The following is a 15,029-nucleotide window of genomic DNA, read 5'->3' as shown; positions in this document are numbered from 1 at the left end:
CCATGGCTCCATGTCCCCACCGTCACGCCCTTCCCGTCGCGCTGGTGCTCGTGCTCGGGTTGGTATTCCCGGCCGCGGCCCATGCGCAGGCCGCGAAGGCGGACCCGCTACCGTCATGGAACGACGGGCCGGTGAAGCAGGCCATCCTCGGCTTCGTCGCCCGTGTGACGACGGAGGGCAGCCCGGACTTCCTCCCGGAGGAGGAGCGCGTCGCCGTCTTCGATAACGACGGCACCCTGTGGCAGGAGAAACCGGTGGTCCAGGGCGCCTTCCTGGTGGAGCGCGTCAAGGCGCTGGCCGCGAAGGACCCGTCGCTCCGGCAGCGGCAGCCCTTCAAGGCCGTGCTGGAAGGGGACGTCGACGCCCTGATGGAGGGAGGCGAGAAGGCGCTGATGGAGTTGTTCGCCGCCACCCACGCGAACATGACGCAGGAACAGTTCCAGGCCGAGGTGAGCCAGTTCCTGAAGACGGCGCGTCACCCGAAGCTCGGCGTGCCCTACACCCAGCTCGCCTACCAGCCGATGCTCGAGTTGCTCCAGTACCTGCGCGACAACGGCTTCCAGACGTGGATCAGCTCGGGCGGGGGCATGGACTTCATGCGCGTCTTCTCCGAGGAGGTGTATGGCATTCCTCCGGAGCGCGTCATCGGCAGCAGCCTGGCGGAGAAGTACGAGAAGCGCGGCGGCCGCTACGTGTTGTGGCGCGAGCCCCGCCCGGACCATCTCAACGACAAGGAGGGCAAGCCGGTGGGCAACGACCTGCACATCGGCAGGTCCCCGGTGTTCGTCGCGGGCAATGTCCGCAGCGGTGGGGACATCGCCATGCTGGGCGCCTCCGCGCAGCGGCGCGGGCCCTCCTTCCAGCTCCTCATCAACCACGACGACGCGACCAGGGAGTTCGCCTACCAGGAGAAGGACGGGGCCTCGCTCCGGGCGGCGAAGGAGGGCGGCTGGAACGTCGTCAGCATGCGCGACGACTGGAAGACCATCTTCGGCGGGACGCGCTGACGTGCCTCACGCCGGCGCCTCCCCCGCAGGCGTCGGGACGCGGGGCTGGACGACGGCGGAGGCGAACACCAGGCCCATCACGAGCTGCCCCGACACCAGGAGCAGTTCGAAGAAGCTGTCTCCGGAGGAGGAGGCCCTCGGATGGAGCAGCGCCAGGATGACCTGGGTGCCGATGAAGCCGGGAGCGAGCTGGAGCAGCCCGGGCATGATGATGGTCGTCGCGGTCCTCCCCGGGAGCCGGGCATACAGGAGCCCGGCGACGCCCAGCACGAAGGCGGACACGAGCGGGCTGCCGCGTCCTCCGACGAAGAGCTTCGTCAGCTCCTGGGTTCCGAAGGCCAGCAGCACGGCGCCCACAATCCACGGCAGCTCGCGCTGCCGGCCGCCCATGCAGACCGTCAGCGCCACGCCACCCAGCGCGACCAGGGCCAGCACCACGGGCTCGGGCATCGCATGGGCCGGGAGGTGGGCGGGAAGCGGGAGGAAGAAGCTCCAGAGCCGGGCTGCGGCGGTGATGCCCACGCCCACCAGCAGGAAGCGCAGCAGCCCGTAGGTGAGGCGCGTCATCCCCGCCTCGACGGACTCGCTGACCAGCTCGTCGGCCCCCAGCGTCACCACCATGGCGGGGATGAGCAGCGTCGCCCCGCCGAAGAGGGCCTTGGCCAGGTCGAAGGGCGGCAGCAGCAGGGAGAGGACACAGACCAGCAGCGTCCCCAGGAACGCGGCGAGGAAGCTCTTCTGCAGGTCGATGCGCATCGACTTGAGCGTGCCGTAATGGATGACGCCCGCCACGACGCCGATGAGGCCCGCCACGGCCATCTCCCGCCACGCTCCGCCCACGCGGGCGCCGACGACGGCGCTGTACACGCCATAGGCGAGGAACACGAGCCAGTGCGGGTATGCCGAGGGCTGCTGGACGACGCGGTCCAGCTCGGCGCGCGCCTCCGGGAGCGTGAGCCGTCCCGCCGCCACCGCGCGGGTGAGCAGGAGCACGCCGGACGTCCGACGCAGGTTCCAGTGGGGGTTGAAGGGCAGGCGCTCGATGTCCACCCGCCGCCGTGCTCCCGAGGTGATCTCCGTCGCCACGAAGCTCTGCAGCGTGAACAGCTCCAGGCGCAGGCCCAGGCCTCGCGCGGCCCCCTTCATGAGGGCCTCGAGCACGTGGGCGGGCAGGTAGGCGAGGTGGAGTGCCCGCGCGAGGTCGAGCAGGAAGGCCACGGCCCGGTCCTCGTCGGCCGGGGGCGAGGGAGCGGCGGTGTCACGCATGGGGACCTCCCGGAGCGGAGCCGGCCGGTCGTCGTGGGCCGCCCTCCGCGGATGCCGTGAAGCTCTGCCCGGGCGGAGGGGCTGTCATCCTTCCCATGCGGGAGCGCGCGAGCCCCCGGACGGACGGCCTCCCGCCCCGCCTGTCCCGTGCGCTCCGGAGGAGCGGCGCCCCGCTGGTCGCCTGGATTGTCAATCCCGGGGCGCGGGCACACCGTGGAGTGGAGGGCGCCCGCGCATGCCCGCCCGTGGCCGGCCCGTGGGCTGGCACCCCGTGAATGCCTGGATGCCGCCAAGCCATGGTCAAATCCTCCCCATCCACCGACTTCTCGCTCGTGCAGGGAGGGCCGCTCTTCAAGTGCGAGAGCAGGCTCCATCTCGTCCATCCCGACCGTGCGAGCAGGCGCCGGTGCATGCTCGCCTTCATCATCCTGACCTGGCTGCCCATCCCCCTCCTCGCGCTGGCCGAAGGTGGCACGGCGCCGCACGCCCTGTTCTCGGAGATGCAGGTCCACGCCCAGTTGCTGGTGGCGCTGACGGTGCTCATCGCGGCCGAGCCCTACGTCGACAGGCACACCGCCCTGGCCGCGCGCCAGTTCCGCGTCTCACATCTGGTGGGGGTGGGAAGCCGGCCCGCCTTGGAGGACGCCTCCCGTGCGGCGATGCGGTGGCGGGACAACAGCCTCGCCGAGGCCTGCCTGCTGCTGGCCTCCTTCGCGCTCGTGCTCGTGACACCGCACGACCACTCCAGGACGTGGATGTTCAACGAGACGGGGGGCGCGCCCTCCCCGGCGGGCTGGTGGTACATGACCGTGAGCCAGCCCCTGGTCCGGTTCCTGGCGCTGCGGTGGATGTGGCGCGCCGTCGTGTGGGCCCGCTTCCTGTTCCGCGTCTCGCGGCTGCCGCTCGCGCTGGTGCCCACGCATCCGGACATGTCGGGCGGCCTGGGGTTCCTGGCCATCAGCCAGTCCAGCTTCGCGCCGGTGGTGTTCGCGCTGTCCGCGGGGCTGGCGGCGTACCAGTGGAGGCTCCAGCCCCACGGCGTCGTGAATGATCCGCTGACCTACGCCATTCCCCAGGTGGTGCTCGGAGGAATCCTGGCGCTCGCTGTCTATGCCCCGCTGGGGTTCTTCACCCCCCAGCTCGTGAAGGCCAAGCGGCGGGGTGACATCCGGTTCTCCGCGCTCGCTGCCTGGCACTCGCGGCGGTTCGAACGGAAGTGGTTTCGCGACGATGCCAGCGGAGAGGTGCTGGGCGCGCCCGACTTCTCCTCCCTGGCCGACCTGGGCAGCTCCTTCATCATCGCCCGGAAGATGCGCCTGTTCCCGTTCGAGCCGCGCTCGCTGATGGGCCTCGCCGCCGCGGCGCTCGCGCCGTTGGCCATCCTGCTGATCATGGACCGGGAGTTCATCTCGGTCTTGAAGGCAATCCACGACGGGCTGCCCTGAAAGGGGAAGGGGCCATGTTGAAATCCATCGTCATGTTCGCGATGTCCAACGTCATCGTCCTGGCCATGTTCTCCGCCGGGCTGATGCGGCGCCCGGGAGACATCCGGCACGTGCTCCAGCGCCCGGGGCTCTACGCGCGGGCCCTGGCCGTGGTGCTGGTGGCGGTGCCGCTGGTGGCATACGTGCTGGTGCGGCTCTTCAGGCTTCCCCCGGTGGCGGCTGCCGCCATCATGCTCACGGCCATCTGTCCCGGGGCGCCCCTGCAGGTGAACCAGGCGAAGTCGCTGAAGGCCAGCGCGACGACCTCGCTCAACCTGCTGCTGCTGCTGGCCCTGTGCGCCATCGTCACCGTGCCCCTCTGGGTCGACGTGCTGAGCCGCGTGTCGGGATTCCAGTTCCATGCCACGCCCGGGCTGGTGCTGCGCACGCTGCTCGTGAAGCTCCTCCCTCCGATGTTGGCGGGCATGGCCGTCAACTACTTCTTCCCGCGCGTGGCACCGGTGCTGGCCGTGTGGGTCGACCGCGTGTTCAACGTGCTCCTGCTGGCGGTCGCGGCGGTGGTCGTCATCCTGGCGGCGCCGCGGTTGATGGACCTCGGGGTGACCACGATCCTGGCGCTGGTGGTGCTCGTGTCCGTCGCGGACTTCCTGGGACATCAAGCGGGCGGCCCCCGGCCCGAGGACCGCAAGGCCGTGGCGCTGGCCGCCGCGCTGGCCCACCCGGCGCTGACGATGACCATCATCATCCAGAGCTACCCAAGCCTGCAGGCGCTGGAGGTGGCGGCGGTGGTGGGCGCCTTCATCCTGGTCCGGCTGCTCGCGCTGATTCCCTACAAGATCTGGGCGAAGCGGCGGGAGCGGACGGACCGGGTACCTCCGGGCAGCGTACCCACCTGACGCCGCCCGTCCTCAGCGCGCCGCGGGGCGCACGATGCAGCGGAAGCCGATGTGGCTGGCGCCGCTCTCCACGGCCTGGGGCGAGCGCGCCGCGGGGCGGTAGCGCAGGCAGTAGTTGGGCGCGCACAGGTGGCTGCCGCCCTTGAGCACGCGGCGGGGGATGTTCACCCGGGGCATGCCGGGGTCCTTGCTGCCGTCCGCCCCGGCGGGCCCGCGCGGGTTGACGGGGATGCAGCAGGCCTTGCCCTTGTTGCCCGTGTGGCGCGCCTGGAACCAGTCCGTGGTCCACTCCCACACGTTGCCGGCCATCTCGTGCAGGCCGAAGCCGTTGGGCGGGAAGCTGCCCACGGCACAGGTGCCCTCGTGGCCGTCCTCGCGCAGGTTCTGCCAGGGGAACTCTCCCTGCCAGGTGTTGGCCAGGTGCTTGCCGCCGGGCGTGAATTCGTCCCCCCAACAGTATTCCTGGCGGTCCAGCCCGCCGCGCGCGGCGCGCTCCCACTCGGCCTCCGAGGGCAGTGCCTTGCCGGCCCAGACGGCGTAGGCCTCCGCGTCCTCGAAGGCGATTTGCACCACGGGGTGCTTGCCGCGCCCCTTGAGGTTGCTGCCGGGCCCCTCCGGGTGCCGCCAGCACGCGCCTGGCACGTACGCCCACCAGCGGGAGTAGTCCCGCAGGTCGACGCGCCCGATGGCCTTCTGGAAGACGAGCGAGCCGGGCACCAGCAGCTCCGGGAGCGCGCCCGGGTAGTCCGCGGGATTCAGCGGGCGCTCGGCCACGGTGACATAGCGCGTGGCATCCACGAAGCGGGCGTACTGCATGTTCGTCACCGTGAAGCGGTCCATCCAGAAGCCGGTGACCGTCACCTGGTGCGCGGGCGCCTCTTCGGGATAGTGGCGGTCCGAGCCCATCCAGTACGTCCCGCCCGGGACCCACGTCATGTCCGGGAAGGGCGCCTCGCCCGGCGGGGGCTCGGGAGTCGGGGAGGGCTCCGGCTCCAGCTTCATGGCCTCGCTGCTCATGTCCGTGCTCATGCCTGGCTCCTCCGGGAAGGCGTCGGTGGACGCGCACTCCGCCGGAGGCAAGCTGGACGCGACGGCGGACGAAGGCACTGGCCCTCACGGGCGGAGGCGAGCACTGGAAGTGGACGACTGCCTCCGCCCGTGGGGCTCGACACCACGCCAACGGGTGGAGGCGTGGCCCGGCCGGGGCGCGAACCTCAGCTCAGTTGCAGCCCTGGCTGGACAGCCAGTTGACGCCACGGGTCCGCTCGCTCGTCCCGTTCGAGCCGCCGAGGTCCACGTTCGAGAAGGACATGGACACGGTGCTCCCCGTGGACTGGTTCTTGATCTCCATCGTCAGGTTGTTGGGGATGAGCGCGGTGGAATTCGGGTAGTTCGCACCGATGTAGTAGCGCAGCCGGCTGCTCGGCAGGCCCCCGCACGTGGCCATCTTGTTCTCGAGCTGAGCCCAGTTGCCACGGTTGAAGTTGACATCCTGGGGCACCAGGTTCGCCCGGCCCCCCCAGCCCCCGAGCTGCGAGCCGATGAGGTGTCCCCCGTCATAGTCGTTGCTGGGGTTCTCCGCGTCGCCCCACTGCCCCACGCTCGTCTGACAGGCGTCGACGCGCGGCGCGGCGGTGATCTTCGGCAGGAACTTGTACGCCCGATTCGGACGACCTGCGGTGTCGATGAAGTAGTACTCGCCGTCGAAGGTGTGCCAGATGTTCCGGTCGCTCGACGGGAAGTATTTCGGGCAGTCGCTGATGAGCGCTTCGTTGACGTTCCCGTGGACGACGTACCCCACGCCGTACTGCGTCATCGCCTCCCGGATCTCCTCCTCCGAGTGGCTCTCGAAGAAGTCCAGGAGGCCGCTCGGGCCACCGAAGTCCTGCTCCATCTGACTGGCGACGCCTTCGCCTCCAAGGTCGGATTGCGTCGCTCCGCAACCGCCGAGCAGCAGGCCCACAACCATCGTGACCGACAGCTTGTTCATGTGCGTCCTCCCTCAAGAGCTGCTTTGCCAGCTTCGCTGGTTTTGCGGGCTCAAGTACCAAGAAAATGAGAGTTGGAGCGCAACGATTGGGTCTCCCTCGGTGGTCCCGGGCGGACGGCGGCGCCGCGCCGTGCAACGGGCCGGGGCAATGGAGCGCAGACGGGTCACCCAAGCTGTTCGTAGCGGGGTCGGCCAAGCGGATCGCAGTCCGGAGCAGTTGGGGCGGCGATCCGTTCACCCTGGAGACGGTTGGAAGAAACGCGGCCAGTAGATGGGCTGAGCGCCTATCTGGTCGGTCATCCCGTGCATCCTCGCGTACCCACGAGCACTGCCACCGCGGTGGCCCGTCCCGTCAGTAGGGGTGTGCATACCCGACAGTCGCTCCTGCATGTACTGGCGCAGCTCTCTGCCTCGTCGTCCGAGCGTGCTGGCATACTCCGCAACAAGCCAGCCTTGGCCCGCGACGACCTGGCTCGATTGAAAGGACGTGGTCATTGCGTTTCCGCGCTGGCAGCGCGCTTCTGCTTCTTCTCCTGGCCTGTGCGACGCCAGCGCAGAGTCCGAGAGAGCCAGCGGCCCGGAATCCAAGGCGCGCCAACCTCCAGAGAGCGGCGGAGTTGCCATGGAGAGATGGGGGTCAGTGTGTCGTCCGTGAGGCTTCCCAGCCTTGGCCCGTGCTGGCGGAGCGGTGCTTTCATGCCCTCGACCATGACCGGATCCGGTTCCACGACCCCACGAGAAGGTGCGCGGTTGCCTCGGCGGGCGCGGCTGCCTTGGGAATCGGCCTCTGTGTCTTGGCGGCGCCCGAGCTCGCTGTGGGCGCAGTGATTGTCGTTGGCGCGGTGGTGGTGGGAATCGCCATCAAGGAAGCACTGGATGCGCACGAGCTGAGCGGGAGTAGTCCGGAGGAGATCGAGTCCGCGCCCCAAACGAAGCCCGGTCCGCAGGCACCCTCAGCGAATCGAAAGCTCAAGCCAGAGCCATCAGGGCAAGACGGGTTCCCCCCGGTGCCGGCCGAGCCAATGGAGCGAGAGCGCCGCCCAGAGTGCGTTCCCAAGCGCGTTCCCCCCAAGGGCGGAAACGCCTTGCACAACTGGTGTGCTGACAACGTTCCGTTCAATGCCTTTCGCGGAGCCAATGCGCTTGTCAATGGCAAGGCGTTCGATGCTCTGCAGGTTGTCGCGGGTGTGCTTTGGGAGGTGAAGACAGATAATTTCGACTCCTACCCGCAGGAGCTTCAAGACATCGTGCTCAGAAAGAATGTGCGTGATTTCTTGGTCGAGCGAGAACTTGCGCGAGCATGCGGATTCGACTTCCGGGTCGGCGTGCGAAGCGCCACGCACAAGGCCATGTTGGAAACACAAGAGCCGCGACTCAAGGGCGTTATCGTTCTCATGGATTGGTGCTGAAATGCCTGCCACGCAGCGAAACCAAATCAGCATGATTGTCTACGCGCCTGCGCTTGCAGAGGATGATGGCCGCACTTTGGCTGTTGTTCATGGGATGGAGCGCGCACGACCAGGCTTGCGCATCGGGATGATGATTTCTGACGAAGGTCAACTGCTCCCGTTGCCGGATCGAGATGGATTCGTTGCCCATGAAAGCAGTCGTGGAGAAATGCCGCCGCTGCGCAGCACTGATGACAACTTTCGAGTGAGCGTAACAGGGTGGGGAATACCGGCGGGTCTTTGTCCTGACGGTCGGGCTCAGTTTGAATTTCATGTGGCGCTGCCGCTGTCCGCTGACGGCATCTCGGCTGCGGAGGTTCTGCTGGAAGCCGTGGCGGAGAATGGACGCGCGTTCTGGGGGCACGCGACGCCGATCAGCGCGGCCTGGGACATCGCACGTCAGACGAAGAATCTGCCCGACGACCTGGCCCCCCCTCCTCGGGGGCTGCCGGCGATCAAGTCCCCTGGTGCCATGCGCTCACCTGAAATTCCGCATCGACTGGGGTGGCTGAACTATTGGTCTGCCGCTGCTGCACGTGCCATCGGGTTCCCTGACTCAGCGCGCGACACGGACCTGCTCTCGCGCTCACGGCGCACCGCGACGGGCGGGTGGGTTGTTCGGCTCACGGAGGCGCCACTCGAGCTCGACAACCCCGCCCACCTGGACGCGCTCCTTCGGGCCTACGAGCGCTTCCCGGAGATCGGCGGGCGCTCAGCGCCTTGACCTCGCGGCTCACGAGCGCCACGTCGGAGCCATGGTGCTCGGGCAAAGTGGGCCGGGTGCTTCAGGGGGACGGCTTCGCCAGCCGCTCCTCGTACCAGTGCCGCGCATCCCCGAGCTGGACGTGGGTGTCCTCGGGCGTCACCTCCACGGCGCCGGTGATGCCGTCCATCGTGGCCAGCACCAGGGCGTGGGTGGCGCCACGGGACAGGTCCATCCGGCCCTCGAGCTCCAGGTTCTCGTCCTTGATGCGCAGCTCCCTCACCTGGATGCCCGGAGGGCCCATCAGCACCTGTCCGGAGACCTCGAGGTCCCGCGCCGCGAGCAGCGGGGTGAGGAAGCGGGGCAGCTTCTCGTGGCTGGAGAGCACCGCGACGATGGGGGCCGCGGTGGAGAAGCTGGAGGAGAACCGGGCCTCCAGTCCCGGAGGAGCCAACGTCAGCGTGGCGTGGGGGAGGGAGAAGGTGCCGCTCCACCCGCGCACCTTCGCGGTGTCCAGGTCCGCGGACACCTGGCTCAGCCGCAGCATCGTCCCATCCAGCCCCACGGCCCTGCCATGCAACGCGAGCCTTCGCGTGTCGAGCTCCACGGAGGCGCGCCCGAGCCACCGGTTGTCGCCGGTCCGGGCCTCGACCAGGTCGGTGTCCAGCGTGAGGCGCATCGACCTGCGGTCGTGCTCGGAGTCACCGTGGCCCGTGGCCTTCAGGGTGACGTTGCCGGAGTCCACCCGGAACGCCTCACCCGTCCAGGCGTTGAGCATCCGCAGGTCCACCGGCTTGCTGGGTGCCACGCGCAGCTCATGCTGGACGGCCGGCGACGGGAGCCCCAGGCGCGGCTCCGCATGGAAGGTGAGCGCCACCTCGGGCAGCTCCAGCAACCGCGCATGAGGGCCCTCCATCCGGACGGAGGAGAAGGCGAGCTTCAGCCGGCCTCGTGGTGCGGCGTCAGCATCCCCCTCCACGGTGCCGCTCACGTGCCATGAGGTCCGCACGTGCGCGGGCCCGAGCCGCAGGTGCAGCGGTGCACCGGTGCCCTCCAGGAAGCTGCCCGGCTCCAGCAGGCCCTGCTGGACGCGCAGGTCCACTTCGAGCGTGCCGGCACCGCCGTGGAGGCCTACCTGTCCGTGCGGGGACAGGTGCGTCTCGAGCCAGTCCAGTGGCACCAGGTCCGCCTTCGCCTGGAGCCGACCGCTCAGCCCGCCGAGGACGTCCCAGCCCTCTTCGGGGCTCCGCCGGGTGGCCTCGAGCGAGAAGTCGGTGGACAGCATGTACAGCCGCGCGGCCCGCTGACCCTGGACCTCCACGAAGCCTCGCTCCAGATGCAACTGCCCTGCCTCCACCGTGAGCCGCTGGCCGGCGACGATGTGCACGCTGCCTCGTGCGTCCGCGGGCCCGACATAGCGCGTGGTGCCGAAGGCCAGCTCGCGTGCGTCCCGGACCTCCAGGCCGCGCAGCACCACCTGCCACGGATGGGGCTTGGGGGGCCTCGGCGGAGTGCGCTCCTCGGGCGGCAGGGGCTCCACCCGCGCGCGCACTCCCCGGGCCCGGCCTCCCTCGGCCGCGACCTGGCGGCGGAAGAGGGCGGCCAGGGACAGCTTCGCCTCCACTTCATCCGCCTCGACGCGCCAGCGCACGTGCGCGTCACGCTGCTCCAGGAAGAAGTCGCGGGCATGGAGCTGGCCCGGCCATGGCCACCAGGCCAGGCGCCATCCCAGTTTCGTGCGCGGCGTGACGCGGTGGATGAGCGCCGGGACGAGCGGCGTGTTGAGCGCGAGGTTGAGCAGCCCCTCCAGGAGCAGCGCCGCGCCCAGCGCCCAGGCGAGGACGCGCGGCCACCGCCGCCCGCGCGCGCGGGGGCTCACCAGATGTAGCGGAGGATGAGCTGGCCGTAGCTGAGCGTGGGCGTGTCGGACTCGAGCGGGTTGCCATCCGCGTCGAATCCGATGCGGGGAGCGGCATTCAGGGTCGTCACGGCGCCCAGGCCGACCTGCAGGTTGGGCCGGCCGGAGTAGTAGACGCCGAGCGCGACGGTGCTCGACTTCAAGGTCCTGTCGGGCAGGCGCGCCTCGGTCTCCTGCCCGGTGGTGAACAGGTACTCACCCATGACGGCCACGGGGACCCCGTGGGGCGCGAAGTCCGCGGTGAGCGCGGCCCCGAGGTTGACGCGCGCCGCGTGGGTCTTCTGGGTGAGGCGGTCGCCGGCCTCCGAGTCGAAGGGATTCCGCTCTCGCCACGCGTACTCGCCATTCGCGGAGGCCTGGAGTGAGAACGTACGGCTGAAGGACTGGGCCAGGTACGCGCCGCCGTTCACCGAGGTCTCCGTCGCGGGCACGAGGAGGAACCGGCCCAGATTGCCCAGGATCAGCTCCTCGAGCGTCAGCCCCGGCGAGTTCAGGACGCTGGTGACGAGCGGGAGGACGGTGACCTCCTTGCCGTTCTGGTAGCCGAAGTTGCCGCGCACGGAGACCTGCGTCCCGCTGCGCTCGTTGCGCCACACGCGCACGATGGCGCCCGCCTGGCCGATCAGCTCCACCGACGCGCCGTCCACCAGCAGGGAGCGCGCGTTCGCACCGGTGATGATGGTGCCTCGAGCGAAGCCCGCCACGCCCAGCCAGTCCGTGATGGAGAAGCTCAGGTCCAGCGTCTGCTGGACGCCCGTGAGCAGCACGTCCGTCGCGCCCACACTGCCGATGGGCAGGTCCGGCACGTCGTAGCGCGCAAGGCCCTCGCGGAGGCCCACGTTCGTCGTCACGAAAGCGCTCTGCTGGAGGATGGGGAACTGGAAGGTGTGTCCGCCCAGCTTCCGGCTGTCAGCAGCGGTATGGCACTCGGGCGCTTCAGCGGCGGACGCGTTTTCAGGAAGTGCCGCGCTCAGCAGCAGGAGCAGCCCCACGGTCGTCGGTTTCATGGGCTTCCAACCTGGGAGAGCCTTTCCACGGTGGCCACTGGACGGGGAGCGGTGCTGTTCGTCACGGCCCGGACCTCCGTCCTGCCCTCGGGGGCTCGCCGTCAGTGGACCATCGCCGCATCCGTGGAAGCGTCCTGAAGCCTGTGCGGGGTCACTCCCGTGGGGCACTGGCCTGGAGTCGCGGGCAGCCTAGCTTCCCAGCAACGCAGGCTGTGGCACGCAGGACGACAGGTCACCATGAAGAACTTCCGCATGGCGATGGCCCGCCAGTAGGCGTGGGCGTGGTGGGGGCGATGAAGCTGTCGGCGGCGAAGATGTGGCAGGCGGTGCGGCGCGGGGTGCCCGGGCTGCGGCTGGCGGAGGGCTACTCGGGCCGGTGGTTCCGGGCGGACCTGCTGTCCGCGCTCACCATTGGCGCGATGCTCATCCCCCAGGGGCTCGCCTACGCGCAGATTGTCGGCGTGCGCCCGGCGGCGGGGCTCTACGCGGGCATCGCGGGGATGCTGGCCTACGCGCTGTTCGGGCCCTCGCGGCACCTCATCATCGGGCCCGAGGCGGGGGCGGCCATCCTCGCCGCGGCGGCCGTGGCCCCGTTGGCGGCGGGGGCGGACCCCGCGCGTTATGCGTCACTGATGGCGCTGCTCGCGCTGATGGTGGGCGTGCTGAGCCTCGTGGGGGGCTTGCTGAAGGCGGGCGCGCTCGCGGACTTCCTGTCCCGGCCGATTCTGCTCGGCTACATCAACGGTGCGGCGCTGATCATCATCGGCAGCCAGCTGGCGCGGCTCTTCGGGCTGGAGCGCAAGGCGGACGACTTCGCCGGTCAGGTGTACGAGGTGGGCGCGAACGTGCAGCGGGCCCATCTGCCCACGCTGCTGCTCGGCGTGGGCATCATCGGAGTGCTGGTGCTGCTGCGGCGCTTCCTTCCGAGAGCGCCCGGCCCGCTCATCCTGGTGGTCCTGACCACGCTGGCGGGTCAGCTGTTCCAACTGGCGCACGGAGGCGTCAAGGTGGTGGGCGAGCTGTCCGCGGCGCCGCCTGGCTTCGGACTGCCTTCCGTCCAGTTCGGAGACGTACGCGCGCTGCTGCCAGCGGCCTTCAGTCTGGCGCTCGTCAACTACGCCAGCTCGGTGCTCACCGGACGCATCTACGCGGACAAGTTCCGCTACCCGCTGGATTCCAATCAGGAGTTCATCGGGCAGGCCGTCGCGAACTTCGCCACGGCCTTCACTCAGGGGTTCCCCGTCACGGGGAGCGACTCGCGCTCGGCGGTCAATGCGTCCATGGGGGGAAAGACGCAGTGGGTGGGGGTGATGGCGTCGGTGGTGGTGCTCGTCTTCGCGTTGTTCCTGACGCCGCTGCTGCGCAACCTCCCCATGGTGACGCTGGGGGCCATCGTCATGGTGGCCGCCGTGTACCTGATGGAGGTGCGGTCCATCGTGGACCTGTGGCGCGTCCGGCCGGTGGAGGCGGTGCTCGCGGTGGTGACGATGGTGGGGGTGCTGGTGCTGGGCATCCTGCAGGGCATCCTCGTCGCGGTGGCGCTGGCGCTGGGCGACCTCATCCGCCGGGCGGCCCGGCCGCACGACGCGGTGCTCGGCACGAGGGAAGGGGTGCCGGGCTACCACGACATCGAGCGGCACGAGGATGCGGAGACGGTTCCGGGGCTGGTCATCTATCGCTTCGACGCGCCGATCTTCTTCGCGAATGCGCGGCACTTGAGGGAGGAGGCCCGCGCGCTGGTGGCGGGGGCTCAAACGCCGGTGCGGTGGTTCGTGCTGGATGCGTCGGCCGTGTTCGACCTCGACGTCACCGCGGCGGAGGGGCTGGAGAAGCTGCGGAGGGAGTTCGAGGAGGAGGGCGTGGTGCTGGGCATCGCCGAGGCCCGTGCCCCGATGCGCCGGATGTTGAGGCGCACGGGGCTGGGGGAGCGGATTGGAAGGGAGAACCTCCACCCGACCGTGGGAGCGGCGGTGCGGAGCTTCCTGGAGCTTCGGGCCGGGGCAGCGGGACAGCCGCATGGAGGCGTCTCGCCGACGCCTCCCGCCGTGCATTGATGGGGGCCGCCGCGCTCAGCAGCTGTAGAGGTATCTCAGCGCCAGGATATCGGACGGCACCCACGCCAGAGGTTCCCTCGTTGCCGGCGGTAGGATTAAATGACTTTCAAGGAGTCCATGCCATGCGTTCGAGCAGTCATCTCGCCGTCCTCGCGCTCGCCCTGACGACTGCCTGCTCCAAACCCAATGAGGCCGCTCCAGTCGGGGGGAGCGACCCGAAGAAGCCCGCCATGAAGACCGCTCCGCAAAGCACGCCGCCCACCACCGACCTCGTGATGATGCGCGACCCGGTCGAGAACGCCTTCACGATGGGAATGCCGAAGGGCTGGCACAACCGGACCTACTCGGCCCGGGTGTTCGACATCCACAGCATCGTGGTCAATACGGTCAGCCCGGATGGAAGCGTCCTCATCTTCAGTGGCGATCCGAGCCTCCCCCAGTACTGGAGTCCGGCCGCGGCGACACCCATCCACTACGACATGGCCCGGGTCCATCCCCGGATGAAGATCGAGCCGTTCGTACCCGCCACGGAATACTTCCCCGCCTACGTGAAGCGGAAGTTCGGCAAGCTGTCGGACTTCAAGCTCGTCTCGACCGAGGTGGATGCCGAAGGAGAGCAGAAGCTCCAGAAGCGGTTCGCCGAGGCGGGGCACCGTGTGCATGCGACCGCCGTGCAGGTGGCCTTCAGCTACACGGATGGCGGCCGTCCCATGAACGCGCTGCTGATGGGAACGACGACCGACAGCGGGCCGTTCTGGATTGTCACCGTCACGGGAATCACCACCTCGGGCGACCCGAAGCAATACATCCCGATGATCGAAGCCATGGGGCGCTCCTATCAGGCAAACCCTGCCTGGCAGGCGGAGCAGAACCAGAAGCACCAGGCGCGCATGGCACAGATCCAGGAGTTCGGGCGGCAGATGACCGCCCAACACCACCGGAACATGGCAGCCATCCAGCAGAGCGCCCAGCGACACCAGCAGCGGATGGAGGCCATCCAGCAGCAGGGTGACGCCAGCATGAAGGGGTATTACGACCGCATGGCCGCTGGCGACGCCCAACACCGCAACTTCCTGAACTACATCAATGACGAGAACACGGTGGTCGGCGCGAGCGGCAAGACGTTCCAGGTCGACAACAGCTACCAGCGGTACTTCATGCACAAGCGGGATCACACATACATCGGCGGCGACACGCGCATGGACCTGGACGCCTTGCGCGGCCTCGGCCTGAATCCCGACGACTACGAGGAAGTGAAGATCCAGAAGTGAAGGGGCTCGGCTTCACCGGGCCCC

The 15,029-nt window shown here is 69.1% G+C and carries 12 protein-coding genes; 7 read left to right on the top strand and 5 right to left on the bottom strand.

Annotated elements, in window-relative coordinates; translation table 11 throughout:
* Nucleotides 1-2 precede the first annotated feature (2 nt).
* Nucleotides 3-1,007, top strand: a complete 1,005-nt coding sequence (locus OV427_RS48445; protein WP_267863065.1) for an HAD family hydrolase — start codon at nucleotides 3-5, stop codon at nucleotides 1,005-1,007.
* Nucleotides 1,008-1,013: 6 nt separating this feature from the next.
* Here the strand turns inward: OV427_RS48445 and OV427_RS48440 are convergent, their stop codons facing one another.
* Nucleotides 1,014-2,273: a threonine/serine ThrE exporter family protein gene (locus OV427_RS48440; protein ID WP_267863064.1), complete on the bottom strand. Its 1,260-nt coding sequence runs from the start codon at nucleotides 2,271-2,273 to the stop codon at nucleotides 1,014-1,016.
* Nucleotides 2,274-2,569: 296 nt separating this feature from the next.
* On the opposite strand from OV427_RS48440, the gene OV427_RS48435 reads away from it, so the two are divergent.
* Entirely contained in the window at nucleotides 2,570-3,718 is a 1,149-nt protein-coding gene (locus OV427_RS48435) for a hypothetical protein (protein ID WP_267863063.1), read from the top strand.
* Between the two features lie 14 nt (nucleotides 3,719-3,732).
* A complete protein-coding gene (locus tag OV427_RS48430) occupies nucleotides 3,733-4,614 on the top strand; it encodes a hypothetical protein (RefSeq protein WP_267863062.1) in 882 nt (293 codons plus the stop codon).
* 12 nt (nucleotides 4,615-4,626) lie between these two features.
* Here the strand turns inward: OV427_RS48430 and OV427_RS48425 are convergent, their stop codons facing one another.
* Together OV427_RS48425 and OV427_RS48420 are read right to left on the bottom strand one after the other, a co-directional pair.
* Entirely contained in the window at nucleotides 4,627-5,643 is a 1,017-nt protein-coding gene (locus OV427_RS48425; RefSeq protein ID WP_267863061.1) for a formylglycine-generating enzyme family protein, read from the bottom strand.
* Between the two features lie 190 nt (nucleotides 5,644-5,833).
* Entirely contained in the window at nucleotides 5,834-6,604 is a 771-nt protein-coding gene (locus OV427_RS48420) for a DNA/RNA non-specific endonuclease (RefSeq protein ID WP_267863060.1), read from the bottom strand.
* A gap of 794 nt (nucleotides 6,605-7,398) precedes the next feature.
* Here OV427_RS48420 and OV427_RS48415 point away from each other — a divergent pair.
* Nucleotides 7,399-8,013: a DUF6310 domain-containing protein gene (locus tag OV427_RS48415; RefSeq protein ID WP_324290041.1), complete on the top strand. Its 615-nt coding sequence runs from the start codon at nucleotides 7,399-7,401 to the stop codon at nucleotides 8,011-8,013.
* 31 nt (nucleotides 8,014-8,044) lie between these two features.
* The gene (locus OV427_RS48410) at nucleotides 8,045-8,776 is read left to right on the top strand and encodes a DUF5953 family protein (protein ID WP_267863058.1); all 732 of its coding nucleotides are present in this window, start codon (nucleotides 8,045-8,047) and stop codon (nucleotides 8,774-8,776) included.
* A gap of 61 nt (nucleotides 8,777-8,837) precedes the next feature.
* Here the strand turns inward: OV427_RS48410 and OV427_RS48405 are convergent, their stop codons facing one another.
* Nucleotides 8,838-10,634 (bottom strand): hypothetical protein, encoded by a 1,797-nt coding sequence (locus OV427_RS48405; RefSeq protein ID WP_267863057.1) that lies wholly within the window; start codon nucleotides 10,632-10,634, stop codon nucleotides 8,838-8,840.
* Nucleotides 10,631-11,680: a hypothetical protein gene (locus OV427_RS48400; RefSeq protein WP_267863056.1), complete on the bottom strand. Its 1,050-nt coding sequence runs from the start codon at nucleotides 11,678-11,680 to the stop codon at nucleotides 10,631-10,633. Before OV427_RS48400 ends, OV427_RS48405 begins: the two co-directional genes overlap by 4 nt.
* Nucleotides 11,681-11,973: 293 nt before the next feature.
* Here OV427_RS48400 and OV427_RS48395 point away from each other — a divergent pair, with 293 nt between their 5' ends.
* A complete protein-coding gene (locus tag OV427_RS48395) occupies nucleotides 11,974-13,734 on the top strand; it encodes a SulP family inorganic anion transporter (RefSeq protein ID WP_267863055.1) in 1,761 nt (586 codons plus the stop codon).
* A 122-nt stretch (nucleotides 13,735-13,856) separates the two neighbouring features.
* Nucleotides 13,857-15,005, top strand: a complete 1,149-nt coding sequence (locus OV427_RS48390; protein ID WP_267863054.1) for a hypothetical protein — start codon at nucleotides 13,857-13,859, stop codon at nucleotides 15,003-15,005.
* The last annotated feature ends 24 nt before the right edge of the window (nucleotides 15,006-15,029 follow it).

The organism is Pyxidicoccus sp. MSG2, assembly GCF_026626705.1.
Taxonomy (GTDB): domain Bacteria; phylum Myxococcota; class Myxococcia; order Myxococcales; family Myxococcaceae; genus Myxococcus.
This window is presented reverse-complemented; position numbering and strand designations above follow the sequence as displayed.

Coding starts and splice junctions, on each gene's coding strand:
- OV427_RS48440 (WP_267863064.1), bottom strand. CDS start 2,273: ATGCGTGACACCGCCGCTCCCTCGCCCCCGGCCGACGAGGACCGGGCC.
- OV427_RS48435 (WP_267863063.1), top strand. CDS start 2,570: ATGGTCAAATCCTCCCCATCCACCGACTTCTCGCTCGTGCAGGGAGGG.
- OV427_RS48420 (WP_267863060.1), bottom strand. CDS start 6,604: ATGAACAAGCTGTCGGTCACGATGGTTGTGGGCCTGCTGCTCGGCGGT.
- OV427_RS48400 (WP_267863056.1), bottom strand. CDS start 11,680: ATGAAACCGACGACCGTGGGGCTGCTCCTGCTGCTGAGCGCGGCACTT.
- OV427_RS48445 (WP_267863065.1), top strand. CDS start 3: ATGGCTCCATGTCCCCACCGTCACGCCCTTCCCGTCGCGCTGGTGCTC.
- OV427_RS48390 (WP_267863054.1), top strand. CDS start 13,857: ATGCGTTCGAGCAGTCATCTCGCCGTCCTCGCGCTCGCCCTGACGACT.
- OV427_RS48410 (WP_267863058.1), top strand. CDS start 8,045: ATGATTGTCTACGCGCCTGCGCTTGCAGAGGATGATGGCCGCACTTTG.
- OV427_RS48395 (WP_267863055.1), top strand. CDS start 11,974: ATGAAGCTGTCGGCGGCGAAGATGTGGCAGGCGGTGCGGCGCGGGGTG.
- OV427_RS48425 (WP_267863061.1), bottom strand. CDS start 5,643: ATGAGCACGGACATGAGCAGCGAGGCCATGAAGCTGGAGCCGGAGCCC.
- OV427_RS48430 (WP_267863062.1), top strand. CDS start 3,733: ATGTTGAAATCCATCGTCATGTTCGCGATGTCCAACGTCATCGTCCTG.